Source organism: Paraburkholderia sp. JHI869 (genome assembly GCF_038900775.1).
Classification (GTDB): domain Bacteria; phylum Pseudomonadota; class Gammaproteobacteria; order Burkholderiales; family Burkholderiaceae; genus Paraburkholderia.
In genome coordinates, this window is record NZ_JAYMSC010000020.1 from 125,100 (window position 1) to 151,878 (window position 26,779).

Annotated in this window: 25 protein-coding genes; 4 read left to right on the forward strand and 21 right to left on the reverse strand. The window is 65.8% G+C overall.

What is annotated here, in order from left to right; genetic code table 11:
• Positions 1-30 precede the first annotated feature (30 nt).
• The 8 genes from ptsP to VSR72_RS28815 form a co-directional block, all read right to left on the reverse strand.
• Complete coding sequence (ptsP, locus tag VSR72_RS28780) at positions 31-1,770, reverse strand: phosphoenolpyruvate--protein phosphotransferase (protein WP_342955720.1); 1,740 nt, start codon at positions 1,768-1,770, stop codon at positions 31-33.
• 212 nt (positions 1,771-1,982) lie between these two features.
• Positions 1,983-2,252, reverse strand: coding sequence for an HPr family phosphocarrier protein (locus tag VSR72_RS28785; protein ID WP_028201809.1), 270 nt, complete (start codon positions 2,250-2,252; stop codon positions 1,983-1,985).
• 85 nt (positions 2,253-2,337) lie between these two features.
• A complete protein-coding gene (locus tag VSR72_RS28790; protein ID WP_342955721.1) occupies positions 2,338-2,922 on the reverse strand; it encodes a PTS sugar transporter subunit IIA in 585 nt (194 codons plus the stop codon).
• Positions 2,923-3,351: 429 nt separating this feature from the next.
• A complete protein-coding gene (gshB, locus tag VSR72_RS28795) occupies positions 3,352-4,305 on the reverse strand; it encodes a glutathione synthase (protein ID WP_342955722.1) in 954 nt (317 codons plus the stop codon).
• Between the two features lie 89 nt (positions 4,306-4,394).
• Positions 4,395-5,684: a glutamate--cysteine ligase gene (gene gshA / locus VSR72_RS28800; RefSeq protein WP_342955723.1), complete on the reverse strand. Its 1,290-nt coding sequence runs from the start codon at positions 5,682-5,684 to the stop codon at positions 4,395-4,397.
• A gap of 420 nt (positions 5,685-6,104) precedes the next feature.
• A complete protein-coding gene (locus tag VSR72_RS28805; protein WP_342955724.1) occupies positions 6,105-7,607 on the reverse strand; it encodes an ammonium transporter in 1,503 nt (500 codons plus the stop codon).
• Positions 7,608-7,660: 53 nt separating this feature from the next.
• On the reverse strand, positions 7,661-7,999 hold the full coding sequence (locus VSR72_RS28810; protein ID WP_028201804.1) for a P-II family nitrogen regulator: 339 nt from the start codon (positions 7,997-7,999) through the stop codon (positions 7,661-7,663).
• Between the two features lie 320 nt (positions 8,000-8,319).
• Positions 8,320-8,463, reverse strand: coding sequence for a hypothetical protein (locus tag VSR72_RS28815; RefSeq protein ID WP_342955725.1), 144 nt, complete (start codon positions 8,461-8,463; stop codon positions 8,320-8,322).
• Positions 8,464-8,527: 64 nt separating this feature from the next.
• Between VSR72_RS28815 and VSR72_RS28820 the strand changes: the two genes are divergently transcribed.
• The gene (locus VSR72_RS28820) at positions 8,528-8,785 is read left to right on the forward strand and encodes an accessory factor UbiK family protein (RefSeq protein WP_028201802.1); all 258 of its coding nucleotides are present in this window, start codon (positions 8,528-8,530) and stop codon (positions 8,783-8,785) included.
• Positions 8,786-8,984: 199 nt separating this feature from the next.
• On the forward strand, positions 8,985-10,649 hold the full coding sequence (locus tag VSR72_RS28825; RefSeq protein WP_342955726.1) for a YifB family Mg chelatase-like AAA ATPase: 1,665 nt from the start codon (positions 8,985-8,987) through the stop codon (positions 10,647-10,649).
• 423 nt (positions 10,650-11,072) lie between these two features.
• On the opposite strand, the gene VSR72_RS28830 is transcribed toward VSR72_RS28825, so the two are convergent.
• The gene (locus tag VSR72_RS28830) at positions 11,073-11,669 is read right to left on the reverse strand and encodes a hypothetical protein (RefSeq protein ID WP_342955727.1); all 597 of its coding nucleotides are present in this window, start codon (positions 11,667-11,669) and stop codon (positions 11,073-11,075) included.
• Between the two features lie 149 nt (positions 11,670-11,818).
• Here VSR72_RS28830 and VSR72_RS28835 point away from each other — a divergent pair, with 149 nt between their 5' ends.
• Entirely contained in the window at positions 11,819-12,352 is a 534-nt protein-coding gene (locus VSR72_RS28835; RefSeq protein WP_342955728.1) for a TlpA disulfide reductase family protein, read from the forward strand.
• A gap of 66 nt (positions 12,353-12,418) precedes the next feature.
• Here the strand turns inward: VSR72_RS28835 and VSR72_RS28840 are convergent, their stop codons facing one another.
• From VSR72_RS28840 to VSR72_RS28880, 9 genes are all read right to left on the reverse strand, one after another.
• Positions 12,419-13,768 (reverse strand): sigma-54 dependent transcriptional regulator, encoded by a 1,350-nt coding sequence (locus VSR72_RS28840; RefSeq protein ID WP_342955754.1) that lies wholly within the window; start codon positions 13,766-13,768, stop codon positions 12,419-12,421.
• Positions 13,769-13,822: 54 nt separating this feature from the next.
• Positions 13,823-15,778, reverse strand: coding sequence for an ATP-binding protein (locus VSR72_RS28845; RefSeq protein WP_342955755.1), 1,956 nt, complete (start codon positions 15,776-15,778; stop codon positions 13,823-13,825).
• A gap of 188 nt (positions 15,779-15,966) precedes the next feature.
• The gene (locus VSR72_RS28850) at positions 15,967-17,250 is read right to left on the reverse strand and encodes a dicarboxylate/amino acid:cation symporter (protein WP_342955729.1); all 1,284 of its coding nucleotides are present in this window, start codon (positions 17,248-17,250) and stop codon (positions 15,967-15,969) included.
• A 289-nt stretch (positions 17,251-17,539) separates the two neighbouring features.
• The gene (locus VSR72_RS28855; RefSeq protein WP_342955730.1) at positions 17,540-18,427 is read right to left on the reverse strand and encodes an ABC transporter permease subunit; all 888 of its coding nucleotides are present in this window, start codon (positions 18,425-18,427) and stop codon (positions 17,540-17,542) included.
• Positions 18,424-19,227 (reverse strand): ATP-binding cassette domain-containing protein, encoded by an 804-nt coding sequence (locus VSR72_RS28860; RefSeq protein ID WP_342955731.1) that lies wholly within the window; start codon positions 19,225-19,227, stop codon positions 18,424-18,426. The genes VSR72_RS28855 and VSR72_RS28860 overlap by 4 nt, the downstream gene beginning before the upstream one ends.
• Positions 19,228-19,243: 16 nt before the next feature.
• Complete coding sequence (tauA, locus tag VSR72_RS28865; RefSeq protein ID WP_342955732.1) at positions 19,244-20,296, reverse strand: taurine ABC transporter substrate-binding protein; 1,053 nt, start codon at positions 20,294-20,296, stop codon at positions 19,244-19,246.
• 237 nt (positions 20,297-20,533) lie between these two features.
• The gene (gene lipA / locus VSR72_RS28870; RefSeq protein ID WP_342955733.1) at positions 20,534-21,523 is read right to left on the reverse strand and encodes a lipoyl synthase; all 990 of its coding nucleotides are present in this window, start codon (positions 21,521-21,523) and stop codon (positions 20,534-20,536) included.
• 13 nt (positions 21,524-21,536) lie between these two features.
• Positions 21,537-22,397: a lipoyl(octanoyl) transferase LipB gene (gene lipB, locus VSR72_RS28875; RefSeq protein WP_342955734.1), complete on the reverse strand. Its 861-nt coding sequence runs from the start codon at positions 22,395-22,397 to the stop codon at positions 21,537-21,539.
• Positions 22,398-22,507: 110 nt separating this feature from the next.
• Positions 22,508-22,834, reverse strand: coding sequence for a DUF2917 domain-containing protein (locus VSR72_RS28880; RefSeq protein WP_342955735.1), 327 nt, complete (start codon positions 22,832-22,834; stop codon positions 22,508-22,510).
• Positions 22,835-22,935: 101 nt separating this feature from the next.
• Between VSR72_RS28880 and VSR72_RS28885 the strand changes: the two genes are divergently transcribed.
• A complete protein-coding gene (locus VSR72_RS28885) occupies positions 22,936-23,913 on the forward strand; it encodes a transcriptional regulator GcvA (protein WP_342955736.1) in 978 nt (325 codons plus the stop codon).
• Between the two features lie 81 nt (positions 23,914-23,994).
• Here VSR72_RS28885 and VSR72_RS28890 read toward each other — a convergent pair whose 3' ends face one another.
• From VSR72_RS28890 to VSR72_RS28900, 3 genes are read right to left on the reverse strand one after another with little or no spacing between them, the layout of a single operon-like run.
• A complete protein-coding gene (locus tag VSR72_RS28890; protein ID WP_342955737.1) occupies positions 23,995-24,303 on the reverse strand; it encodes a DUF493 family protein in 309 nt (102 codons plus the stop codon).
• Complete coding sequence (locus VSR72_RS28895) at positions 24,300-25,247, reverse strand: D-amino acid aminotransferase (protein ID WP_342955756.1); 948 nt, start codon at positions 25,245-25,247, stop codon at positions 24,300-24,302. Before VSR72_RS28895 ends, VSR72_RS28890 begins: the two co-directional genes overlap by 4 nt.
• A 14-nt stretch (positions 25,248-25,261) precedes the next feature.
• The gene (locus VSR72_RS28900; RefSeq protein WP_342955738.1) at positions 25,262-26,569 is read right to left on the reverse strand and encodes a D-alanyl-D-alanine carboxypeptidase family protein; all 1,308 of its coding nucleotides are present in this window, start codon (positions 26,567-26,569) and stop codon (positions 25,262-25,264) included.
• Positions 26,570-26,779 lie beyond the last annotated feature (210 nt).

Below are 26,779 nucleotides of genomic sequence, written 5' to 3' on the forward strand. Positions count from 1 at the left end.
CTTTTTGCATTTGCGCGCGCGTAGAGAGGTTCAGGCCTGCGCCACACGCTGCAACGCCGCCTGCAGTTCCTCGGGCTCGAAAGCGGCCAGCACTTCCGACACGGGCTTTTCCAGCGCCTTGAGCTGCGAGCGCAGGATCTCCTGCTTCACCACGAGCAACTGGCTCGGATGCATCGAAAATTCGGTGAGCCCCATGCCGAGCAGCAAGCGCGTGAACGCCGGGTCGCCCGCCATTTCCCCGCACACCGAAACCGGCACGCCTGCGCGCTTCGCCTCGCGCAGCGTATGCGCGATCAGCTGCAGCACGGCCGGATGCAGCGGATCGTACAGGTCGGCCACCGCGTTGTCGGCCCGGTCGATGGCGAGCGCGTACTGGATCAGGTCGTTGGTGCCGATCGATAGGAAGTCGAGACGGCGCAGGAACATCGGCAGCGCGAGCGCGGCCGCCGGAATCTCGATCATCGCGCCGACCTGCACGTTGGGATCGTAGGCGAAACCGGCGTCGTCGAGTTGGCGCTTCGCCTCGCGGATCAGGTCGAGCGTCTGGTCGATCTGCTGCGCGTGCGCGAGCATCGGAATCAGGATCTTGACCGAACCGAACGCCGAGGCGCGCAGGATCGCGCGCAACTGCGTGAGGAACATCTGCGGCTCGGACAGGCTCCAGCGGATCGCGCGCAGGCCGAGCGCCGGGTTCGCCGCGGTTTCGTAACCGTCGCCGGCGCTCATCGCGTCGAGCGGCTTGTCTGCGCCCACGTCGATCGTGCGGATCGTCACGGGCAGCCCGTTCATGAGCTCCACCGCGCGGCGGTAGGCGGCGAACTGCTCGTCCTCCTCCGGCAGGTGGTTCTTGTGGTTCATGAACAGGAACTCGGTGCGAAAGAGGCCCACACCCGTCGCGCCCGAGTCGAGCGCAGCCTGCGCGTCCTCGGGCAGCTCGATGTTCGCGTAGAGCTGGATCTTCGTGCCGCACAGCGTTTGCGTGGGCGAGAACTTCAGGCGCTGCAGCTTGCGCCGCTCGAGCGCCATCTCGCTTTGCCGGTAGGTGTACTCCTCCAGCACGATGGGCGCGGGATCGACGATCACGACACCATGGTCGCCGTCGACGATGATGAGATCGTCCTGACGGATCAGCGCGCTCGCCTGCTGCACGCCCACGGCCGCCGGAATGCCGAGGCTGCGCGCGACGATGGCCGTGTGCGAGGTGCGCCCGCCCAGATCGGTGACGAAACCCTGGAAGGTTTGCCCCTTGAACTGCAGCATGTCGGCCGGCGCGATGTCGTGCGCGACGACGATCATCTCGTCGCAGCCGCCGTGCAGCGAAGGGGGCATGGCGCCCGCGAGCGACTTCAGCACGCGCTCCACGACCTGCTCGATATCGGCTTTGCGCTCGCGCAGGTATTCGTCCTCTACGTCGTCGAAGTGGCGCGAGAGGCGTTCGAGCTGTTCGGTAAGCGCCCACTCCACATTGAAGCGGCGCGTGCGGATGAGGTCGATGGTCTCCTGCACGAGCATCACGTCGTTCAGGATCATGAGGTGAACGCCGATGAACGCGCCCATTTCGGAAGGGGCGTCGGCGGCGAGGTCGGAGCGCAGCGTGTCGAGCTCGTGCTCCACGGCCTTGAGCGCCGCGCGAAAACGCACGATTTCGTCTTCGATCTGCGCGTGCTCGATGAGGTAATGGTCGACGTCGAGCGCAGCCGGGGCGATCAGATACGCTCGCCCGATGGCTATACCGCGTGATACGGGAATTCCATGCAGCGTGAACGGCACGCGCACCTCCTCTGGTTATTTGATGCTGCGGCAAACCGCTGCAATGCGCTCTCTCAGACCCCGGCGATGATTATAAATTCCAGCGCGGCCGAATGTGGCCATGCGCGCCTGTTCGAGCCTGACTGCGGCCAAGTGCAGCAGTCCCCGCGCACAAACAAAAACGCCGCGGCGAACCGCGGCGTCTCGAGCCAGGCGCAATGACCACGCGCGTCTTACTGACCTTCGCCAAACTTGTCGGCGATCAGCTTGAGCAGCGCGCTCATGGCGTCGGCCTCGTCCGGGCCTTCGGTTTCGATCATCACCGTGCTGCCGATGCCTGCCGCCAGCATCATGACCCCCATGATGCTCTTGGCGTTGATGCGGCGGCCGTTGCGGCTCATCCAGATTTCCGCCTGATAGTTGCCTGCGAGCTGCGTCAGCTTCGCCGACGCCCGCGCGTGCAGGCCGAGTTTGTTCACAATGGTCGTTTCTTGTTGCAGCATAGGTCGATCCGGACGCAGGGTGTGGAAGTGTGACTGTGTTCTTTCGATGTGCCTTGTTTTTGCCTTTCGGTGCTGCGCTGCCGGTTCAGGTGCTGCCAGCCGGCCTGAGCATGCCGGCGGCAACGCCGCCGGTGCAAACTGGCTCGCGGGTCGCGCCAGCGGTCTGCGTTGCGCCTTGGGCTATGGCCTGATTCGCGGGCTGCTTTGCCTCGTCGGCAGCGGTTTCGGCGCAGGGCGTCGGCGGGCAACCGCACGCGCTCGCGGCGGGCGCAACGGGCGGCATGGTCGGTCCGATGGTCTGGACGCCCTTGCTCGCGCCGGCCAGCGCCTTTTCGACGAGCGTGTCGAGCGGCGTTGCGCGGTAGCACACGGCCCGCACCAGCATCGGCAGATTCACGCCGGCCAGCACGCGCACTTCGGGCACCGTGGCGAGGCGCGCCGCGATGTTCGAAGGCGTGGCGCCGAACATGTCGGTCAACACGAGCGCGCCGTTCTCCTCGCGCAAGCGCTCGATCTCCGAATTCGCCTTGGCGACCACTTCAGCCGGGTCGCTGTCGGGGAGCACGTCGAGCGCGCCGATGCGCGCCGGACAACCGCCGTAGATATGCGCGATGCACTCGCGTAGCGCGGTGGCGAGCGGTGCGTGCGCAATGATCAGAATCCCTGCCATGTCAGCTTGACTGCAAAAAACGGCTCAGGTTGATGCCCGGACGATTCGTGGGTCGCGTCCTGCAGCGCCGAACCTGCGGCCAGCCGTGGGCTCGCAGGGTCGGAACACGCGCCGCGCGGCAGCCAAAACGCCTTGTCGACGCTGGTTTGCCAGCCCGGAACGCGGGCTCGCGGCATTGTAGCAGGGTCATTTTCGCGCACGCGAGGCGGTTCTGCTCACCGCGGCGACAGATATCGCGCGCGATTCACAAGCTCCAGGCGCGTGCGCAACCTTTCGTGGTCCGAAACTGCCCGCCAGCCAAGGTTTCGATGGAGCGCCCGCCCTGCAAGGCGCCCACAGCCGGCAGATGCCGCCATACATGCGGCTTTCAAGCCCGCATTCCAGGTGCGGGCCTCAAATGCGCCCCGGGCAACGCTCCGGGGCCCAAACTCACGCCGCCGCGCGCTCCAGCGCGTCGATGAACATGGCGGCCACGTCGAAGCCCGTCTGCTCCATGATTTCGCGGAAACAGGTCGGGCTCGTGACATTGACCTCGGTGAGCCAGTCGCCGATGGCGTCGAGCCCTACGAGCAGCAGGCCGCGTGCCGCGAGCGTCGGCCCGAGTGCTTGCGCGATCTCCATGTCGCGCGCCGTGAGCGGCTGCGCGACGCCAAGCCCGCCCGCCGCCAGATTGCCGCGCACCTCACTGCCCTGAGGAATGCGCGCGAGCGAGAACGGCACCGGCTCGCCGCCGATCAGCAGAATGCGCTTGTCGCCGGCCTTGATCTCGGGGATGAACTTCTGCGCCATCACGCTGCGCGCGCCGTCGTGACTCAGCATCTCGATGATCGAGCCGAGGTTCATGCCGTCCGCCTTCACGCGGAACACGCCCATGCCGCCCATGCCGTCGAGCGGCTTGAGGATCACGTCCTGGTGCTCTTCGTGGAACTTGCGCAGACGCGCCGCGCTGCGCGTGACGAGCGTGGGCGCGACGAACTGCGGAAACTCGCCGATGGCGAGCTTTTCCGAGTGATCGCGAATCGACTGCGGCTTGTTGAAGATCTTCGCGCCCGCGCGCTCGGCGATCTCGAGCAGCCATGTGGACGTCACGTACTCCATGTCGAACGGCGGGTCCTTGCGCATGACGACGGCGTCGAAGCCGGTGAGCGCGCGCGCATCGGCCGTGGCTTCGAACCACGTTTCGCGATGCAGGTCCGCCGTGTCGCCGATGATCGTGAAACTCCGCACATCGGCTTCGACCTGGCCGTTCACCCATGCGAGGTGCTGGGGCTCGCACGCGAAGAGCCTGTGACCGCGCTTCGCGGCCTCGGCCATCATCGCGTAGGTCGAGTCCTTGTAGATCTTGAACCGCTCGAGCGGATCGGCGATGAAGAGAATGTCCATATCGTCTCTGCGTCGTTCCTGGTTTTATGACGGCAACGCCCGCACGGTGGCGGGCGCTGCGTTCAATTGTATGAATGTTGATGGCCGGATCAGACCTGGATCGCCTCTGGGTCGGTCTTCTCCAGCTCGACCGAAGCCGCCAGCAACCCGAGCCGCGCCACCACGCCGTACATGTAAAAGCGGTTCGGCGGCGCCGCGCCCGCTTTCGCGCGCGTGTCGGGCAGCGCCGTGTGCTCGAAGCCGAGCGGCACGAAGTGCATGCCCGGCGCGTTCAGGTTCTGGTCGCGCTCGCGGCTGCCGTGCGCGCGGTAGAAGCCGCCCACCACGTAGCGGTCGATCATGTACACGACCGGCTCGGCCACTTCGTCGCCGATGTGCTCGAACGTGTAGACGCCTTCCTGCACGATGACGTCATGCACTTCGAGCCCGTCCTTCGTGGCCGACATCTTCGCACGTTCGCGCTTCGTGAGTGCGGCGACCTCCGAGGCGTCGTGCACCGTCATCACGCCGCGGCCGTCCGTGCCGGCATCGGACTTGATGACGACGTAGGGCTTTTCGGTGATGCCGTACTCGCGGTACTTCTTCGCGATCTTCTTGAGCACGGCGTCGATGGCGGTGGCGAGCTGCTCTTCGCCCGTGCGCGCCTCGAAATCCACGCCTTCCACATGCGAGAAGTACGGATTGATCATCCACGGGTCCACGCCCACCATCTTTGCGAACTTCTTCGCCACGTCGTCGTAGCAGGAGAAGTGCGTGGATTTGCGGCGCACGGCCCAACCCGCGTGCAGCGGCGGCAACAAGTACTGCTCGTGCAGGTTTTCGAGCACCGGCGGAATGCCGCCCGATAGATCGTTGTTCAGCAGGATCGAGCACGGGTCGAAGTTCTTCAGACCCAGGCGCCGCTGCGAACGCTCGAGCGGTTCGAGCACGATCTTCTGGCCGTCTGCGAGCGAAATCGTGACCGGCCCGGCGATGGTTTCGTCGAGCGTGCCGAAGCGCACGTTCAGGCCCGCCTGGCGCATGATCGTGGCGAGACGCGCGACATTCTCCAGATAGAACGCGTTGCGCGTGTGCATCTCCGGAATCACGAGCAGGTTCTTCGCGTCCGGGCAGATCTTTTCGATGGCGGCCATGGCCGCCTGCACGGCGAGCGGCAGCACTTCCTGCGGCAGGCAGTGGAAGGCGCCGGGAAACAGGTTGGTGTCGACGGGCGCGAGCTTGAAGCCGGCGTTGCGCAGGTCGACCGAGGCGTAGAACGGCGGCGTGTGCTCCTGCCATTCGAGGCGGAACCAGCGCTCGATGGCCGGCGTCGCGTCGAGGATGCGCTGCTCCAGTTCGAGGAGCGGTCCATTCAACGCCGTAACCAGATGCGGGACCATAAGGGGTGACTCGCGGACGAAATGCTTTGATTGTAGGGAAACCGGTCGTCTATCTGGGGACGATCACGCCAGTTGCAAGACGGGCTTGCCCTGATGCCTCCCCGCGTGAATTCCCGCCTGCATTCCCCGCTTGCATTCCCGCATGAGCGGTAGGGTCAATCGCCGGTTCCATCCGCGCGGATATTCACGCCGGATATCCATTCTGGACCGCGCGCGCCGTCCGGCGCAATTGGGCACACGAGCTGAAGGGGCACTATGCGAACGCGCGGGGCAAGCGCTTATTCCACCCGCACTCACTCCCGCGAGAGCAATCCCCACACCCAGCGCCCGAGCGCGCAAAAAGAAAAAGGGCCCGCCGAAAAGGCGGGCCCAGGTCGCTGCTTGCTGCCCTGCTAGATCAAACCATCGAGAACGGCGCGCTTATTCCACGCGTTCGCCATGCAGAACCACGTCCAGACCTTCGCGCTCTTCCTCTTCCGAAACGCGCAGGCCCATCACCATGTCGATCACCTTCAGCAGCACGAAGCTCACCACGCCGCTGTAGATGAGGGTCGTGAGCACACCCTTGATCTGGAGGATGACGCTGCCGTCGGCGCCGCCGATGTCCTTCACCGCGAACACGCCGGTCAGGATTGCGCCGATGATGCCGCCGATGCCGTGCACGCCGAACGCATCGAGCGAATCGTCATAGTTGAACTTGTGCTTGAGCCACGTGGCCGACCAGAAGCAGACCACGCCCGCCACCACGCCGATCACGATCGCACCCAGCACGCCGACGAAGCCCGATGCCGGCGTCACGGCCACGAGACCCGCCACAGCACCCGAAGCGATGCCGAGCACCGAGGGCTTGCCCTTGGCGATCCACTCCGCGAACATCCAGCCGAGCGCAGCGCAGGCGGTGGCGATTTGCGTCGTGAGCATCGCGAAGCCGGCACGGCCGTCAGCCGCGACTGCCGAACCCGCGTTGAAGCCGAACCAGCCCACCCACAGCATGGCCGCGCCCATCAGCGTGAGCACGAGGTTGTGCGGCGCCATTACTTCGCGGCCGTAACCCACGCGCTTGCCGAGGACGATACAGCACACGAGGCCCGCGATACCGGCGTTGATGTGCACGACCGTGCCGCCCGCGAAGTCGAGGATGCCGGCGCTGGCGAGCCAGCCCGTCGGTTCCCAGACCATGTGCGCGATCGGCGAGTAGACGATGATCGACCACAGCGACATGAACACGAGCATCGCCGAGAACTTCATGCGGTCGGCAAACGCACCCGTGATGAGCGCCGGCGTGATGATCGCGAACGTCATCTGATAGACGAAGTACACGGTCTCGGGGATGGTCGGCGCGAGGTGGCTCACGGTGAGCGTCGTCGCCTTGTCGCCCTTGATGTAGTTCATGCCCTCAAGGAAGATGCGCGAGAAGCCGCCGATGAACGAGCCGCCCGGCGTGAACGCGATCGAGTAGCCGACCACCGTCCAGATCACCGTGACCACGCAAGTGATCGCGAAGCTCTGCATGAGCGTGGACAGCACGTTCTTCTTGCGGACCATGCCGCCGTAGAAGAGGGCGAGGCCCGGGATCGTCATGAACAGCACGAGCGCGGTGGAGGTCAGCATCCACGCGGTGTCGCCCGAGTTGATCTTCGACGAATCGACCGAGAACGGCGCGGTCGGTGCGGCGGGCGCGGCGGCTGCAGCGGCAGCTGATGCGTCGGCCGGGGCGCTTGCGGCGGCTGCCGGCGCCGATGCAGCGTCGGCGGCGGGGGCCGAAGCCGGAGCGGCTGCGGGCGCCGATGCGTCGGGTGCCGATGCGGCAGCCGCCGGCGCGGAGGCCGCGGCGGGGGCGGACGCGTCGTCCGCCAGTGCGGCGCCGACGCCGCCGGCCAGCAGCGAGCCAGCCATCATCAAGGACATCAAAAGTTTGCGCATCTCGGTTTCCTCTTTCCTCTTGTCTCGGTCTCTTTAGGCTCGACTGCGGGCCTTTACAGCGCGTCGGCGCCGGTTTCGCCGGTGCGGATGCGGATCACTTGTTCGATCGGCGTGACGAAAATCTTGCCGTCGCCGATCTTGCCCGTGCGGGCCGCGCGTTCGACCGCCTCGATGGCCTGCTCGACGATGTCGTCGGCCACGGCGGCTTCGATCTTCACTTTCGGCAGGAAGTCGACGACATACTCCGCGCCGCGGTACAGCTCGGTGTGCCCCTTCTGGCGACCGAAGCCTTTCACTTCCGTCACCGTGATCCCCGAAACGCCGATCGCCGAAAGGGCTTCGCGCGCCTCATCGAGCTTGAAGGGCTTGATGATTGCTGTAATCAGTTTCATGTAGTCCTCGCTGTGGTTTGCTTCATTCCTTGTTTGCTTCTGCAACGGGCGCCTTGCGAGCGGCGCATGATGCGTCGCCGCTCCGCTGGCGCACCGTGAGCCAACCGTCGTTCGGTGCGCGGGGCAGTATTAGCAACACCCGTGCCAATTCGCATCACCCCGTCTGCAAAGCCCGTGTGATGGACTTCGATGCAAGCGCGCCCAAAGCCATGGACAATGCCGGTCCGCGCCTTGAGGGGCGCGGCGCGCAAGGCCCTGGCCGAACGGCCAGCGTGACGCGCGCGCGGTGGCGTGGCGGGGGGAACGTTGCTACAGTGTTCTCAGGCATCGCTGCCGCGCTGGGCGCCGCACAGCGGCTGAAACTGGCCCGCCGCGCCACCGCGCGAAGCACACTGGCCAGCGGTGCGCACCACTTGCGCGCACACTAGGCCGTTGCCCTGCGAGTTCGCACCAAGATCGATCACGGTCCGTCGCGGGGCACAGGCGAAACAAAACTTGCACATTTTTTGTGCAGCGAAGGGGAATCGAATGAAGCAACCTAATGACGTATTCAATGATCTGCAGTCGCGCGTGAGCGATCTGCTCAAGAACTCGCCGGCGCGCGACGTCGAACGCAATGTGCGTGCAATGTTGTCGCAAGGCTTTTCGAAGCTGGACCTCGTCACGCGCGAGGAATTCGACGCGCAAACGCAGGTGCTCGTGCGCACGCGCCAGCGCCTCGAAGAACTCGAGCGCCGCGTGGCCGAACTCGAACAGAAGCTGCCGGTGACTAGCCAGTCCTCCTGATCATTTCGTTGCGCATTCCTGTGCGCAATTGAGTGCAGCACCCTGCCGCACCGCCGCAAGCGATCCGTAGCGTCATCGCAATGGAACCGTAAAGGGGCATACGCCTCACCAGCCTGGCGCATGCATGGCGCGCGCAGTACGTCCGAAGCGATGTACGACGCGCGCGCCACTTCCGCATGCCAACCTTCCGGAGAATCCCATGTCGCTTGCCGTGGTGCGCAGCCGCGCGCCGGCTGCTGGCCGCGCGCCCGAAGTCACCGTAGAAGTCCATCTCGCCAACGGGCTGCCGTCGTTTTCCATCGTCGGCCTGCCCGACCTCGAAGTGCGCGAAAGCCGCGAGCGGGTGCGCGCCGCGCTTTCGAACTGCGGCTTCGATTTCCCCGTGAGGCGCATCACCGTCAATCTCGCGCCCGCCGATCTGCCCAAGGAATCGGGCCGCTTCGATCTGCCGATCGCGCTCGGCATTCTCGCCGCGAGCGGGCAGCTTCCGGCTGCGGCGCTTGCGCACCGCGAGTTCGCGGGTGAGCTTTCGCTCACCGGCGCCGTTCGGCCGATGCGCGGCGCGTTCGCCATGGCATGCGGCACGGCACGCGCGAGCAAGAATCGCGAAGCGCGTGCCGACGATGCAGCAACGTCCGGCGCTAAAGCCGCAACCGAGGGCGATATCCTTCGGATTCCTGATACTGAGACCGACGAAGCAATGTTCGCGCTCGCCTATGCCCCGCGCGAACGCTCGGGCGTGCCCGAGCTTTATCTGCCTGCGCAGAATGCCGCAGAAGCGGCGCTGGTGCCGGGCGTCGCGGTGTACGGCGCGGCAGACCTGCGCTCGCTCTGCGCGCACCTTGCGGGCGTCGATCCCGAAGCGCGTCTCGCCCCCGTACATGCGAGCGCCCTCGACGCCGCCTCCACCGCCGCGCCTCTCGACATGGCCGACGTGGTCGGCCAGCGCGGCGCGCGCCGGGCGCTCGAAGTCGCAGCGGCCGGCGGGCATCATCTGTTGATGGTGGGGCCGCCTGGCGCTGGCAAGTCGATGCTCGCCGCGCGCCTGCCCGGACTCCTGCCCCTCATGACCGACGACGAGGCGCTAGCCTCCGCCGCCTTGCTCTCGGCCAGCGCGGTCGGCTTTACGCCGCAGCAGTGGCGCAAGCGGCCGTTTCGCGCGCCGCATCATTCGTCGAGCGCAGCCGCGCTGATCGGCGGCCGCAATCCGCCGCAACCGGGCGAGATCACGCTCGCGCACTTAGGGGTGCTATTTCTCGATGAGTTGCCCGAGTTCGACCGCCACGTGCTCGAAACCCTGCGCGAGCCGCTCGAAGTCGGTGCGATCACGATTTCGCGCGCCGCGTGGCAAACCGACTTTCCTGCCGCGTGTCAGCTCATTGCGGCCATGAACCCCTGCCCGTGCGGCTGGCGCGGCGACCCCGCAGGGCGCTGCCGCTGCACGCCCGAAAGCGCCGCGCGCTATCTACGCAAGCTCTCGGGGCCGCTGCTGGACCGCATCGACATCCAGATCGAGATTCCCGCGCTGCCCCCCGCCGAACTGGCCGCCCGCGCGAGCGCGAACGCCGAACCGAGCGCCGCGATCGCCGCTCGCGTGCAGGCGGCGCGCGAGCGCCAGCTTGCGCGCCAGGGGAAAACCAATCGCGAATTGACCGGCCGCGAGACCGACGCAGTCTGCCAGCCGGACGCCGCAGGTGAAACGCTGCTGCGCGAAGCGGGCGAGCGCTTCGGCTGGTCGGCGCGCGCGCATTACCGGGTGCTCAAGGTCGCGCGCACAATTGCCGATCTCGCGGGTGCCGCGATGCCCGAGGCCGCGCACGTGGCGGAGGCTGTGCAGTACCGACGCGTGTTTGCCGAGCGATAAGAAAACGCAATGGCAAATTCGCGGAAAAGCACGGCGGTGCTTGTGCCGTCCAGGAATGTGAATAGCGCCAATAAATCGAAGTCAAGACTTGACTTATGCACACTTCGTCATGTTGACCCCGGATTTGTGTATGGTTCGCATTACACTTGACCGACTTTCATAACCCATTGATTCTTCTGCCTTTCTGCGTTTACAGAAAAGCAGTAAAAACTAACAGAAAGCCCACAGGACGGCCCTTTCCGGCCAACGCCGCATTGTTTTCCACAAAGTTACCCACAGGTCCTGTGGGTAACCAGTAAACCCTCAATCAAATCCGGTAATTAGCGTGTTTACCTGCGGCGCAACTTTCACTTCGGCCCGCAAACGCCCGTCGCTGCGTGAGCGAAACATCGCTCCGTCAGGCGTACTGCGGAGTCCAAAAACTCAGTACAGCTTGAAAGATCCGAAGAACTGGTCGGCCTGCTCGACGGGGGGCTCGCTGCGTCCGACGATCGCCACCTGGTAGGCGCGCGCGCCCTTCGCGACGAGCCGTGCGTGGATCGTGCGCGTCTCGCCATTTGCGCCCGCCTTGCCAGCGATGCGCATCTCCACACCGTCGACTGAACCGCCCGCTGCGAGCGGCACCGCCACCGCGTGCGCGTCGGTCGGCGCGCCTACGTTGCGCGCGAGGCCCGCGCGCAGGAAGTCGAGCGCCTTTTGCTGCGTTGCGGGCTGCGCGTCGGGCAGGTCGAGCGTGCCGACCACGAACACGTCGCCAGCGACTTCGGCCGTCTGCACGCGCATGCGCATGGGCGTGCCGTTCACGACGATGCTGCGCTCGTCCTTGTCGGGCTTGGCCGGCATGTCGATCGAGTAGCCGCTCGCGTCATTCGAAATCGTGCGCCAGTCGTAGGTGGGTGAGCAGGCAGCCAGCGTGAGCGCGGCGGCAACTACGCCCAGCGCCGCCAGGCGGGCGGGAACGAAGGCGCGCAACGGGAGGTTCAGCGAAAGGCGGACGCGGCGAAGGATGTCTAGGGCCATGGGGCGCGAGTCGTCACGGGAGTGAAAGGTGCGCGACATTATCCGCCGGCGCATACCCGGGTGTTGTCCAGCAACCGCTATGCCGGGAAATTCGGCGCTACAATGTTTCGGCTAAACACCCGCGTCGTCTGGCGCACGAGGCAAGACTCATGACTGCTGCATCCCAGAATTCATCGAACTCGCGTTCTGGCGCGCTCATGCGCATCGGCGCGGCGGTGGTGGTCGTCGCGATCGCCGTGGCCGGCTACTTCGCCTTTTTCGGCAGCCAGCAGCGCGTACCCGACGCGACTTTCACGCTCCTGTCCGGGCAGAAGGTCTCCACGAACGACCTCAAGGGCAAGGTCTACCTTGTCAACTTCTGGGCGACGAGCTGCACCACCTGCATGGCCGAAATGCCGAAGATGGTCCAGACCTATAACCGCTTCAAGGGCGAAGGTCTTGAGTTCGTAGCCGTGGCGATGAACTACGACGCGCCGATGTACGTGGCCAACTACGCGCAAACGCGTCAGCTGCCGTTCAAGGTGGCGATGGATGACGGCTCGGCGGCGAAGCAGTTCGGCAACGTCCAGCTCACGCCCACGACCTTTGTGATCGGCCGCGACGGCAAGATTCTCAAGCGCTATGTGGGCGAGCCGCAGTTCGCGGAACTCGACCAGTTGCTGCAAAAGGCGCTGGCGACCTGATACGCAACGTACGCAACGGCTGGCCAACGAAAAAGCAGCGGAAACTCCGCTGCTTTTTTTACGTCTTCACGCCTCGCCGCGCGCCACCAGCCCATAGCGGCGAATCTTCTCGTACAGCGTGGCTTTCGCCATCTGCAGCCGCTCGGCGGCCTGGGCGACCGCGCCGTTGCTCTGCTGAAGGGCGTCGGCGATCAGCGCGCGTTCGTACTGCTCCACACGCTCCTTGAGCGGCAACGCATCGTCGTCACCGCCCGCCGCGCCCGTGGAGAGATCGTCGGGAATCCCGAGCACCCGGCGGTCCGCCGCATTGCGCAACTCGCGCACGTTGCCCGGCCAGTCGCGCTGCGCGAGGCGCATGCGGTCGCGCTCGGTGAGGAGCGGCGCGGGACGCTGGTAGCGCACCGCCGCATCGAGCAGGAAATGCTCGAACAAAGGCACGATATCCTCGCGGCGCTCCGCGAGCGGCGGCAGCGCGATCGTCACGACGTTAAGCCGATACAACAGGTCGCGCCGGAACGTCCCCGCGGCGACGTGCTCGCTCATGTCGCCCTTGGCCGCCGCGACCACGCGCAAGTCGGCGCGCACCGGCTGGTTCGAGCCGAGGCGCTCCAGCACGCCGTCCTGCAGCACGCGCAGCAGCTTCACCTGCAGCGAGAGCGGCATGCTCTCGATCTCATCGAGAAAGAGCGTGCCGCCGCTCGCGTGTTCCAGCTTGCCGATCCGCCGTTTTGCCGCGCCCGTGAACGCGCCCGCCTCGTAGCCGAACATCTCCGACTCGAACATCGTCTCCGGCAGCGCGCCGCAGTTCAGCGCGACGAACGGTTTGTCGTGGCGCGGCGAAAGCTCGTGCAGGCTGCGCGCGATCAGCTCCTTGCCCGCGCCGGTGTCGCCGTTGATGAGCACCGAGGCGTCCGTGGGCGCGACGTTCGCAATGAGCTTGCGCACCTGTTCGATGGCCGGACTCTTGCCGATGATGCGCGGCGCAAGCGCGTTCTGCCCCGCCAGTTCGCGGCGCAGCGCGAGGTTTTCGAGCACGAGCAGGCGCCGCTCCAGCGCGCGCCGCACCGTTTCGATGAGACGCTCGGAGGCGAACGGCTTCTCGATGAAGTCGTACGCGCCGTCACGCATGGCCTGCACGGCCATCGAGATATCGCCGTGACCCGTCACGAGGATGATGGGCACCTCGGGCGCGCGCTCGTGGCATTGCGCGAGCAAGTCGAGCCCGCTCATGCCCGGCAGACGGATATCGCTCACCACGACGCCCGCGAAGTCGGCGTCGATGAGCGGCAGCGCGCCTTCCGCGTTGGCGAAACCGGCGGCGTCGAAGCCCGCGAGCTGCAGGCTTTGCACGCCCGCACGGCGCACGAGCTCGTCATCCTCTACGTAGAGCACCCGGCCGGGCGCGGTGTTGACCATGCGTTCACCGTGTTCGTTCGTCATCCTGATTCATTCAAAAGCGGGCTACAGACTTCACAGCCCGGCCGCACGCGCCGCGCTCGCGGCGTCCGCGCGCGCACGTCGCAATGTCAGCACGAAGCGCGCGCCGCCTTCCGGTGCGTTGCTCGCCGTGAGCGAGCCGCCGCAGTCGCGTGCGATCGACGAGGAAATCGCGAGACCGAGGCCAAGCCCCTGCCCCATTTCCTTCGTTGTGAAAAACGGTTCGAAGAGGCGCGGCAAGACCTCTTCCGGAATGCCCGGCCCATTGTCGCTCACCGCGATGGCGAGCGTCGCAGCGCTCGCCTGAACGTCGATTGCAATGCGCGGCGACGGCAGGCCCGCCACGGCGTCGAGTGCATTGCCAAGCACGTTGATGAGCACCTGCTCGAGCCGCAGGTCGTCGCTCTGCGCGCTCAGGTCCGGGTACTCGGCATCCACATCGAGCGGCACCGGCGGTGCGCCGTCTTGCGTCAACGAGAGATCGACGCGCACGCCGTCGAGCCGCTTGCCGAGCAACGCGAGCGAGTTGCGCAGCGCGCGGGCAACCGGTGCGCGCGCGCTCTTGGGCCGTGCACGCCCGACGAACAGCTTGAGCTGGTTCACGATCTTGCCCATGCGATCGGTGAGCGAGCCGATCGCCTCCAGGTTTTCGGTGGCCGCCGCGTACTGGCCGCGCTCGAGAAAGACGCGCGTGTTGTCCGAGAAGCTGCGCAGGGCCGCAAGCGGCTGGTTCAGCTCGTGCGTGATGCCCGCCGCCATCTGCCCGAGCGCCGCGAGCTTGCTCGCCTGGATCAGCTCGTCCTGGGTGGCGCGCAGTTCCGCCTCGGCGCGCGTGCGCTCCGCCACCTCGCGCTGCAGGCGCTCGTTCGCCTGAGAGAGATCGGCGGTGCGCTCGGCCACGCGCTCGTTGAGCATCGCGTAGGCTTTTTGCAGCATCGCGCGGCTGCGCATCACCTCCTTCACGCGCGCGCGCCGCATGCGCCAGTAAAAGCCAAACAGGCACAGCGACACATAGCCGAAGCCCGTCATGATGGTCGCGTTGCGCGAGGCGTCGAGCACCGGGTCGATCGACGACATGGTGACGAGATGCCAGTCGGGCTCGCCAAGCGAGCGGCGCGTTTCCAGGTAGCGCGGCGCACGGATGCCCGCGCCCATGCGCACGATGTCGGCGTCGCCCTGCAACACGCGCTCGACGCTCGTCGGCAGCGGCGCGATCGGCTCGCTTGCGTACTGGCGCGTGGCGTCGATCGAGGCCACGACGGCCGGCGGCAGCGGGCGCACCGTGCGGTACTTCCACGCGGGCACTGAGGAGAGAAAGATCACGCCGTGATCGTCGGTGACGAGCAGCGGCTCCGAGGCATCGGTGCCCGGAAACCATTCGAGATTGAGCTTCACCACGGCCACGCCGACGATCTTGCCGTCGCGCCGCACGGGCTGTGAAACGTAGTAGCCCGGATCGTGCGAGATCGTGCCGATGCCGAAGAAGCGGCCCACGCCGCCGTTCATCGCGTCGATGAAATACGGCCGGAAGCGGTAATCCACGCCGACGAAGCTGTCGGGATCGCGCCAGTTGCTGGCCGCGATGCTCATGCCGTCGGCGCGGATGATGTAGGTCGTCGTGGCGCGCGCGTGGCGGTTCACGTCTTCGAGATAGCGATTCGCGGCGGCCACCCACTCGGGCCGCGGATCGACGAGCACGTCCTGCACGAGCGGATGCTCGCCGACGATATAGGGCAGCGAGTCGTAGCGCTCGAGCGTGCTCTTGAGCGAGGCCGCGGTGCGGTCGCCGCGCACGGCGGCATTGCGGCGCAGCGCGTCGATGCCGGCCTGCCACGTGAGCGCCCACGTCAGCGCGCAGACCGCGACGAGGCCGGCTGCGAGCGCGAAGAGGATGATGAGGCGGCGCGTCACGTGAGCGGCTTCCAGACGGTCGAGGGGGATGAGGGAGATTGTGGCACACGGCCGCGCTGGGGCGTCCCGGACGTCCAGGGCAGACAGCGGGCTTCGGGCACACGCAGACAACGTGCAGCCAGGTCAGACGAGAAAAACAAAAAGGGCGACGCTCACGCAGGGGAAACGCTCGCGCCGCCCAGCGGCTATGGCCGCGAAACATCGAGAGGCGAAACATCGGCGGGCGGCGCGCGCCTCACAGCTTGCGCGCGCCCGCCCAGCGGGACTTACGCGCCCGCGTTTTCCTTCATTTCTTCGATCTCGCCGGAGAGCACGGCGCGCAGCTTGTTGCGGTCGAGCTCCTTCTCCCATGCCGAGACCACGACCGTCGCCACGCCGTTGCCGACGATGTTGGTGAGCGCGCGGCACTCGCTCATGAAGCGGTCGATGCCGAGGATCAGCACCATGCCCGAGAGCGGAATGGTCGGCACCACGGCGAGCGTCGCCGCAAGCGTGATGAAGCCCGCGCCGGTCACGCCGCTCGCGCCCTTCGAGGTGAGCATCGTCACCGCCAGCAGCGTGAGCTGCTGCGTCCACGTGAGGTCGGTGTTGGTCGCCTGGGCGATGAAGAGCACCGCCATCGTCATGTAGATGTTAGTGCCGTCGAGGTTGAACGAATAGCCGGTCGGCACCACGAGGCCCACCACCGAGCGCGAGCAGCCAAGGCGCTCGAGCTTCTGCATCAGCTGCGGCAGCGCCGATTCCGACGAGCTCGTGCCGAGCACGATCAGCATTTCTTCCTTGATGTAGGAAACGAAGCGGATGATCGAAAAGCCCGTGAAGCGCGCGATCGTACCGAGCACGACGAGCACGAACACGATCGACGTGAGATAGAACGTGCCGATGAGCTTGAGCATCGGGATGAGCGAGCCCACGCCGTACTTGCCGATGGTGAACGCCATTGCGCCGAACGCGCCGATCGGTGCGAGCTTCGTGACGATCTTCACGACGCCGAACAGCACGCCCGACACGCTGTCGATGAACTCGGTCACCACGCGGCCGCGCTCGCCGATTTGCGTGAGCACGGCGCCGAACAGCAGCGCGATCAGCAGGATCTGCAGGATTTCGCCCTGTGCGAACGCCGAGGTGATCGTGTCGGGGATGATGTGCATCAGGAAGTCGACCGAGCTCTGGCCGTGCGCCTTCTCGGCGTAGCTGGCCACGGCCTTGGCGTCGAGCGAATGGACGTCGACGTTGAAGCCCGCGCCCGGCTTCAGCACGTGCGTGGCGATCAAGCCGAGCACGAGCGCGAAGGTCGAGACGATTTCGAAGTAGAGCAGCGCCTTGCCGCCCACGCGGCCCACCTTCTTCATGTCCTCCATGCCGGCAATGCCGGTCACGACGGTACAGAAGATGATCGGCCCGATCACCATCTTGATGAGCTTGATGAAGGCGTCGCCGAGCGGCTTCATGTCGATGCCGAGGGCGGGCCAGTAGTGGCCGAGGATCACGCCGATGACGATCGCCACGATCACCTGGACGTAGAGGACTTTGTGGAGAGGTTTCTTCACGATGGTTCCCGCAAATGAGTTAAGCCAATGGCCGAACGAAACGAGTTCGGGCCGCGACAGGACGAAACTGGGGATCAGCGAAACCGGAAGATGGGATCGGACATCGGCTGTCTCCTTGCTGTTTTTATGTCGCAGCCTGGGTGGCCGCGCGTTCTTAATTGCAAGGAGAGTGCCAGCTAGCGCAGGCGCTCACGCCGTTGATTTATAAGGATTTTTATCCGACGAAGCATGACGCGAATCTGGGTTTCCAGAATCGCGCCCTATAGGCGTTTGGATTTCCAGAAAGCGATCAACCCCGCCCCTTCCACGGCACGAGCCGCTTTTCCAGTGCGCGCATGCCCAGATCGAAGCCCCAGGCGATGAGCCCGATCAGCACGATGCCCATCACCACGACATCGGTGCGCAGGAAGCTCGACGCGTTGAGCACCATCTGGCCCAGGCCCGCCGTGGCGGCGACCATTTCGGCGGCCACGAGCGTGGTCCAGCCAAAGCCGATGGCGATGCGCAGGCCCGTGAGAATCTCCGGCAGCGCGGCGGGCAGTACGACGAAGCGCACGATCTGCGCGAAGCCGCCGCCGAGCGACGCCGCCGCGCGGATCTGCTCGACGCTCGCGCTCTTCGCACCGGCGCGCGCGGCCATCGCAATCGGCGCGAAGCACGCGAGCCAGATCACGACGATCTTGGCCGTCTCGTCGATACCGAACCAGATCACCACGAGCGGCAGATAGGCGAGCGGCGGCAGCGGACGGTAGAACTCCAGCGGCGGATCGAGCAGGCCGCGCGCGATGCGCGACACGCCCATCAGAATACCGACGGGAACGGCCGTCACCACCGCCAGCAGGAACGCGCCGAACACGCGCAGCGCGCTCCAGAACAGATGCTCGGAGAGCGGCAGGCCGCCCTGAATGCGACCGTGCAGCGCGTCGGTGAAGGCGTGCCAGACGGCCTCGGGCGTCGGCAGAAAGAGGGGCGGCAGCCAGTGCAGATGCGTGGCGAGCCACCAGAGCAGCGCGAGCGCCGCCACCGAGGCCGCGCTCAGCGCGGCAGTCGGGCCTTCGCCGGGCATGCGCCAGACTTTCGAGCGGGCCGTTTTCGCCTCGCGTGCATCAACGGCCAAAGGTGTGACGCGACGCGCCTTCAGCGCAACGTCTCTCAACGACTCTTGCGGCACGCTCATACCGGCTCCTCGTGTGCGCCAGCGTCCGCGTGCAGCAAATCCACCAGTCGCTCGCGCCACGCGATGAATTCCGGCGACGACTTCACCGCGCGCGCATCGCGCGTGGCGAGATACTGGCGCGCGAACGGCACCTCGTATTCGCGCTCGATGCGGCCCGGCCCCGGCGTCATGACCACGATGCGCGTCGCGAGAAAAAGCGCCTCCTCCACACTGTGCGTGATGAAGAACACCGTCTTCTGCGTGCGCGCCCAGACGTCGAGCACGAGCGTTTGCACCTGCTCGCGCGTCATGGCGTCGAGCGCGCCCATCGGTTCGTCCATCAGCAGAATCTGCGGATCGCTTGCGAGCGCGCGTGCAATGCCCACGCGCTGCTGCATGCCGCCCGAGAGCGCGTACACGCGTTCGCGCGCCTGCGCTTCGAGCCCCACGAGCGCAAGCTGCTCGCGCGCGATGCGCTCGCGCTGCGCCTTCGGCACGCGCCGAAAGCGCAAACCCAGCGCGACGTTATCGAGCACGTCGAGCCACGGCAGCAGCGCATGCTTCTGGAACACCACGCCGCGCTCGGCACCCGGGCCCTCCACGCGTGCGCCGTTCACGCGCACCTCGCCAAGCGCCGGCTCGATGAACCCCGCGATGCAGTTGAGCAACGTAGTCTTGCCGCAGCCCGATGCACCGAGCGCCACGACGAACTCGCCGCTCGCCACATCGAGGTTCACGTTCGCGAGCGCGACGTTCGGCGCAGCGTCACGTCGCGCGCCTTCGTAGATAACGGTGAGATCGCGGATCGCGAGCGCGCTCATGTGCAGTTCCTTGCGCTTAATGCGCAGCGGCGCGCTGCACGTACTGCGGATCGACGCCCACCGAGTAGTCGGGCAGCACATTCTGGATCGTGCCCTGCTCCTTGAGGAAGGCGGCCGTTGCGAGCAGCGACTGCGCCGCACCCGACTGCGCGCCGCCGCCCAGCCATTGCCTGGAGGCCTGCTCGGCGGGCGTGGGGAACGCGTAGAGCGCGAGGCTCGCGGGCACTTCTGCGGCATCCGCTCCCGACTCCTTCGCCACGGCCTGCACCTGCGGCGAGGCGGCGCTCCACGCGGTGCGATGCGCGCTGTAATCGGCATCGGCGGCGGCCAGCACCTTCACAAACTTCGCGACGAAGTCAGCGTTGTCTTTCGCGAAGCGCTTGTCCACGACGAAGCCGTCGAAGGTCGCCTTGCCCGTGGCCTTCGCCACCTGGCCCGACGTAATCAGCACGCGGCCGTTCTTCTTCACCTGCGCGAGCACGGGGTCCCAGATGTAGGTCGCGTCGATATTGCCGCGCTGCCAGGCGGCCGCGACTTCCGGCGGACGCAGATTGACGATCTTCACGTCGGCGGGATTCACGCCCGCGTTCTGCAACGCGACGAGCGCGTGAAAGTGCGAGGTCGAGACATACGGCACGCCGATCGTCTTGCCTTTGAGGCCCGCGATACTCGTCACACCCGAACCGTCGCGCGCGACGAGCGCTTCGGCGTCGTTAATGTTGTCGAGAATCCAGAAGAGCGAGAGATCCACGCCCTGCGAGAGGCCCGCCGCGATCGGGCTCGAACCGGCCTCGCCGAGCTGCACCGAGCCCGAGGCGAGCGCGCGGATCACGTCGGCGCCGCTCGCGAGCTTGCGGTAGGTGACTTTGTAGCCCGTTTCCTTTTCGACTTCACCCGTCGCCTGCGCGTAGCGCCACGGCACCACCATGTCCTGATACGCGATCACGACCTCGCGCGTTTCGGCGTGCGCGCGCGGCGTGCCGAACGCGGCGGCGAGGCAGGCGGCGGCGAATGCAACGGCGGCGATGTGCGGGCGGCGTGCGAATGCAGGGATGGCGCGAGGGTTCATCGAGAGACTCCGGCGGAACGACGTTCGAGTGAATGAAGGTTCCGACTATAGGGAGTCTGGCGGCAGGTGGTTCTAACTTATCCGCGTTAGCTAATGACGCTGCTGAAGCATTGCTTTTCGCGTTGAGGTGGATGGGCCTGGAATCGCTGCGTGTGTCGCGCTGTTCGAGCGCAGCGCAAAACAAAAAGCCCGCATTTCAGCGGGCTTTTCGATTGCGTGCGGCAAGCGGCGGCTTGTTTAAACCACCCCCGCCCCATGCGCCTGCACATCGGCGTGATAGCTCGAACGCACCATCGCGCCAACGGCCGCGTGCGTGAAGCCCATCTTGTACGCCTCTTCCTCGTACATCTTGAACGTGTCGGGATGCACGTATTCGCGCACCGGCAGGTGATGCTCGGAAGGCTGGAGATACTGGCCGATCGTCAGCATGTCGACGTCGTGGTCGCGCAGATCGCGCATGACCTGAAGAATCTCTTCCGGCGTTTCGCCGAGCCCCACCATCAGGCCCGACTTCGTCGCGACTTCGGGATGCAGCGCCTTGAAGTCCTTGAGCAGCTTGAGCGAGTGCGCGTAGTCCGAACCCGGACGCGCTTCCTTGTAGAGGCGCGGCACCGTTTCGAGGTTATGGTTCATCACATCCGGCGGCGCGGCGTTGAGGATCGAGATCGCACGATCCAGACGGCCGCGGAAGTCCGGCGTGAGAATCTCAATACGCGTTTCGGGCGACTGTTCGCGCACCTGGCGGATGCACTCCACGAAGTGGCCTGCGCCGCCGTCACGCAGGTCGTCGCGGTCCACGCTCGTGATCACGACGTACTTGAGCTTGAGCGCACCGATGGTGCGCGCGAGGTTCGCCGGTTCGTCCGCGTCGAGCGGATCGGGGCGGCCATGGCCCACGTCGCAGAACGGGCAGCGGCGCGTGCACTTGTCGCCCATGATCATGAACGTCGCGGTGCCCTTGCCGAAGCATTCGCCGATGTTCGGGCAGCTCGCTTCCTCGCACACCGTATGCAGGTTGTGCTCGCGCAGGATGTTCTTGATCTCGTAGAAGCGCGAGTTGCCCGTGGCCGCCTTCACGCGGATCCACTCGGGCTTCTTGAGCTTCTCGATGGGAATGACCTTGATCGGAATGCGCGAGGTCTTGGCCTGCGCCTTCTGTTTTGCGGTGGCGTCGTAGGGAACGGCGTCGGCGTTGGCGCCAGCGGGGTTCGCAGTGATGTCAGTCATGCTTTCGATCCAGTCAGGCCGCCGGAGCAACGCCAGCCTGCGGTTGCGGCGGTTCCCCGCCGGAGACGGCCGATACGGCCGGTTCCACGACAGCCGCTTCGGCTGAAGGGTCTGTGGCAGCCGCTTCGGCTGCCAAAAGAATGGTTGCTGCGTGCGCCGCGAGATTCGCCTCGAGCCGCGCCGCCAGCGTGGCGGCGACATCGCGCCAACTCGCATCGATACCCAGCGTGGCCATGTCGACGGTCTCGAGACCGGCGTAACCACAGGGATTGATCGCGAGAAATGGACCCAGATCCATCGACACGTTCAGGCTCACGCCGTGATAGCTGCAGCCGTTGCGGATCTTCAGCCCGAGGGCGGCGACTTTCGCGCCCGTGTGCGCGGCGCTCGCGCCGGTTGCCTGTTGTGGCACGTAAATGCCAGGCGCGCCGGCCTTGCGCTCGCTCGCGAGATTATACGCCGCCAATGTTTCAATCACGGCGTCCTCGATGAGCGTGACGAGCTCGCGCACCATCAGCTTCCGTCGCCGCAAGTCGAGCAGCAGATAGGCCACCACCTGGCCCGGCCCGTGGTACGTGATCTGCCCGCCGCGATCGATCTGCACGAGCGGGATGCCGCTGTTGGCCACGAGCAGGTGCTCGGGCTTGCCGGCCTGGCCAAGCGTGAACACGGGTGGATGCTCGACGAGCCAGATTTCGTCCGGCGTATGGGCGTCACGGGCAGTCGTGAACTCGCGCATGGCGTCGAAGCTTGCCTGATAAGCCTCGTTGCCGCGCCAGCGCACGACGATGGGCGAACTTGCCGTTTGAGACGCGGCCGCGGCTTCGCCGGGGTCGGAAGAAATTTGCGAGGGTGAAACCGGGGTGGCGCACATGATTCCGGGAGTTTACCGAATTCGGGACAAGCGCGCCGGGCATGCTACGGATAACGGCGGCGGTGGGGTTGCCCTCCCATCGCCGCCGTTTTGAAAAGACAACCGTACGATCAAACCGTGCGCCAGCCGTCGCCGATGTGAACGCCTGCGCGCTGCGCGGCGCGCGCGGCCAGATCGACCACGCGCTCGCTCAGGCGCGCCGGCGCCGCGAACCCGACCCACGCTGCCGCACCGCCTTCCGCGCCGATCCACAGCCGCTCGCCGCGCCGCAGCCGCAGCGTGTGGCCGGGTTCGAGCCAGTAGTCGGCGGTGTCGTCGCTGCGCGTGACCCAGATGGTGCCGCACTTCACGGTCAGCCGCGTGCTGCGCGTGACGCGTACAGAAGCCGTTTGATCGGCCGCCACTTCAAACGTGATATCCGAAGAAATTTCTCTCATTTTCGACTCCGAATGACCTGCTCCAATGGCTACAATCCTAGATGCCATAAGGGATCGAGCAAAACGATCAATTTTCACGGCTATGTGAGAAAAAATACGATATGGATCTGCGCCAGCTACCCGCGCTGAACGCGCTCAAGGCCTTCGAGGCCGCCGCCCGCCACGAAAGCTTCTCGCGCGCCGCCGACGAACTCTTCGTCACGCACGGCGCCGTGAGCCACCAGATCCGCGCGCTCGAAGCGGAGCTGGGCGTGGCGCTCTTTGCCCGCGACGGCAAGCGCGTGCGCGTGACCGACACCGGCCGCCGCTACGCCGGTCAGGTGCGCGACGCGCTCAACCAGCTCGCGCACGCCACCCAGGAAATTCGCGCGGGCGACCGCGACCGGCGGCTCGTGGTGTCGATGCTGTCGTCGTTCGCGGCGCGCTGGGTCACGCCGCGCATCGGCCGCTTCATCGAGGCGCATCCGCAGTGGGACGTCGAGCTGCAATCCACGAATTCGCTCACCGACTTCGCGCGCGACGATGTCGATGTCGCCATCCGTTTCGGCTACGGCCACTATCCGGGGCTGCACGCCGAGCTCCTGCTCGACGAGATCTTCTTTCCCGCCTGCTCGCCCGATTTCAACGGCGGCAAGCTGCCCGAGGACCCGCGCGAACTCTCGAAGCTGCCGCTGCTGCGCTCGGACGACGAACTCTGGCGCCCCTGGTTCGACGCGGCGGGCCTCGAGGACCTGCCCGAACCGAAGCGCGGCGTGCTTTACCAGGACTCGTCGAACCTGCTGCAGGCCGCGATGGACGGCCAGGGCATCGCGCTCGTGCGCCGCTCGCTCGCCATGCACGAGATCACGCTCGGGCGCCTCGTGCGTCTCTTCAAGGACGTCGACGGGCCGAGCCCGTGGCGCTACTACTTCATCTGCCCGCCGCAACGCATGCAGACAGAGCGCGTGCAGGCGTTTCGCGACTGGGTGTTCGACGAGGTTGCGCGTTTCCGGCGGCTCTACGAGGACGCCTGCGAAGCCGGTCCGCTGATGACGGCCGCCGCGGCGGCGCAACGCGCGCGCATCGGCGACATGCCCTGAAATAGAAGCCGCAGATGCAACAAGGGCCGCACTTGTGTGCGGCCCTTGTCGTTGAAACTCCAGCCAGCGGAACGCCAGCCCTTACAGCACGATCTTCACCATCGGATGCCCGGTGAGCGCGCGGTAAATGTCGTCGAGGTGCGCCTGGCTCGTGGCGCGCACCGTCACGGTGAGGCCCGTGTAGTTGCCGCCGCTCGACGGACGCGTCTCGATGGTCGTGGCGTCGAAGCCGCCGTCGAATTCGCGCAGCACCGTCACGATCGTGTCCTGGAATTCCGGATGCGTCTTGCCCATCACCTTGATCGGAAAATCGCAGGGGAATTCGATCAGCGACTCTTTCGCTTCGGGGTTGCTTGCCTGCTGCGTCACATTCATTTGTGTCACGTTCATTTCTCCACTTCCTGTAGCTCGGCGGCCGATACTCGCACAGCCTCTGCCTCGCGTTGCTTCGCGCGCTGATACGCCGCGTGGAGCGCCGCGTAGACCGGGCCCGGCTTACCACCGCCAACTGGCTTGCCGTCGAGCGAGACGACCGCCAGCACTTCCTTCGTTGCCGAGGTCACGAGAATCTCGTCCGCCTCGCGCAGTTCGGCTTCTGATACTTCGCGCGCTTCGAAGCGCACGCCACATTCCTCGGCCAGCTCCTCGATCAGGCCGTAGCGAATGCCTTCGAGAATGCGGTTGCTGCGCGGCGGCGCAAAGAGCGCGCCGCCCTTCACGATCCACACGTTCGACGAAGACGCCTCGGTCAGCCAGCCGTCGCGCAGCTGGATCGTCTCGAACGCGTCGTTTTCCGCTGCGTGCTGCGCCATCAGCACGTTGCCGAGCAGCGAGGTCGACTTGATGTCGCAGTTCAGCCAGCGTTTGTCTTCCGCCGTGACGCAGCGCACGCCTTGCTCGCGCTGCGCGTCGCCTGGCAGCTTGAGCGGATTGACCATCGCGAACACGGTGGGCGTGGCCGCCGCCGGGAAGGCGTGGCCGCGCGGCGCCACGCCGCGCGTGACCTGCACGTAGAAGTTGGCGTGAGCCTCGCGCGCGAGCGCGCCCGCGGCTTCATTCGCCTCGATCAGGCGCGCGACCAGCGCGCGCCAGCCCGCTTCGTCGAACGGATTCGCAATGCCGACCTTCTCGAGCGAGCGTTTGAGCCGCGCGAGATGGTGCGTCATGCGAAACGGCACACGCACCTTGGCCTCACCCGCGTTGAGCGCATAAACGGGCACGACCTCGTAAATGCCGTCGCCGAAGATAAAACCGCGATCGAGCACGGGAATGCGCGCTTCGGAAAGCGGCGTGAGCTCGCCGTTGAGCCAGACGAGCGGCTCGGCCGCTTGCATCGCTGAAGCGCTCATCAACCCTTCTTCTTGTTGACCATCAGCATGAGCGAATCCCACACGCGGCCCACGATGCCGGCCTGCGGCACGGCTTCGAGCGCAACGAGCGGAACCTGCGCGAGCACCTTGCCGTCCGCGCCGACGAACTTCGCCGTGCCGACCTGCTGGCCAACCGTGAGCGGTGCGATCAGCGGGCTCGAGAGTTCGACCTGCGGCTTGGCCTTGTCGGCAGCGCCCTTGGGCAGCGTGACGAACTGGTCCTTCTGCACGCCGACCTTCACGGCGTCGAGCGTACCCTTGTAGACGCGCGGCGTCGCCACGGCCTGATTCGCCTGATAGATGCGCGTGGTGTCGTACGCGCTATAGCCGTAGTTCAGCATCTTCAGGCTGTCCTGCACGCGATCGTGTTCCTTCTCCTCACCCATCATCACCGAGACGAGGCGGCGGTTGCCGCCGCCCGCGATCGGGCGCTTGGCCGACGCGATCAGGCAGTAGCCCGCGGCTTGCGTGTGGCCGGTCTTCAGGCCGTCGACCGTCGGGTCGATCCACAGCAGGCGGTTGCGGTTCGGCTGCTTGATGTTGTTGTACTTGAATTCCTTGACCGAGAAGATGTCGTAGTACTCGGGATAGTCGCGAATCAGACGCGCGGAGAGCGTGGCGAGGTCGCCGGCCGACGTGTAGTGATTCGGGTCGGGCATGCCGTTCACATCGGCGAAGTGCGTGTGCGTCATGCCGAGCTTCGCCGCTTCGGCGTTCATCATGTTGACGAAGTTCGCTTCGCTGCCGCCCACCAGTTCGGCAAGCGCGATAGCCGCGTCGTTGCCCGACTGGATGATCATGCCGTACACGAGGTCATGCACCGAGACCGGCTTGTTGGCTTCGATGAACATGCGCGACTCGTCGTTCTTCACACGGCGCACGGCTTCGCTCGGATTGACGATCTGATCCATCGTGATCTTCTTGCTCTGCAGCGCCTCGAACACGAGGTACGCGGTCATGAGCTTCGTGAGCGACGCGGGCTCGACACGCTCATTGGCATTGCCGGAGGCGAGCACCTGGTTCGCGGTGGCGTCGACGAGCACCCACGAGCGCGCATTCACGCCCGGAGGCGGCAGCCCGCCGAGCACGTTGTCCGCAGGGGTGCCGACAGCCACTTCTGCTTGCGGCTGCGCCTGCACTTTCACGCCCGCGCTGTGTGCGGGCGTACGGGCGAATGCATCCGCGTTCGCGAGAAGCGAGGCGGGCAACAGCGCTGCGAGCGTGACGTTGCGGACGATCGAGGAAGAAACGAAAGAAGACGGTTGGCCGGAGGAGAGAAAACGCATAGGTTCAGGTCGGGCTGAATTGGGACGGGATGAACGTAGCGCGCCATGCGGCGCACGGTCGGTAAAAGGCGGAATGCGGATAACGTGCATGCGCCGATCGCAGCGCAGCAAGCACAAAATTGGCGAACATTATACGCGTCACGTCGCGGCGAATTTTCGCGATGTCACACGTTTGCGCATACCTGTCGTGCATTTTTCACGCATTTCTCT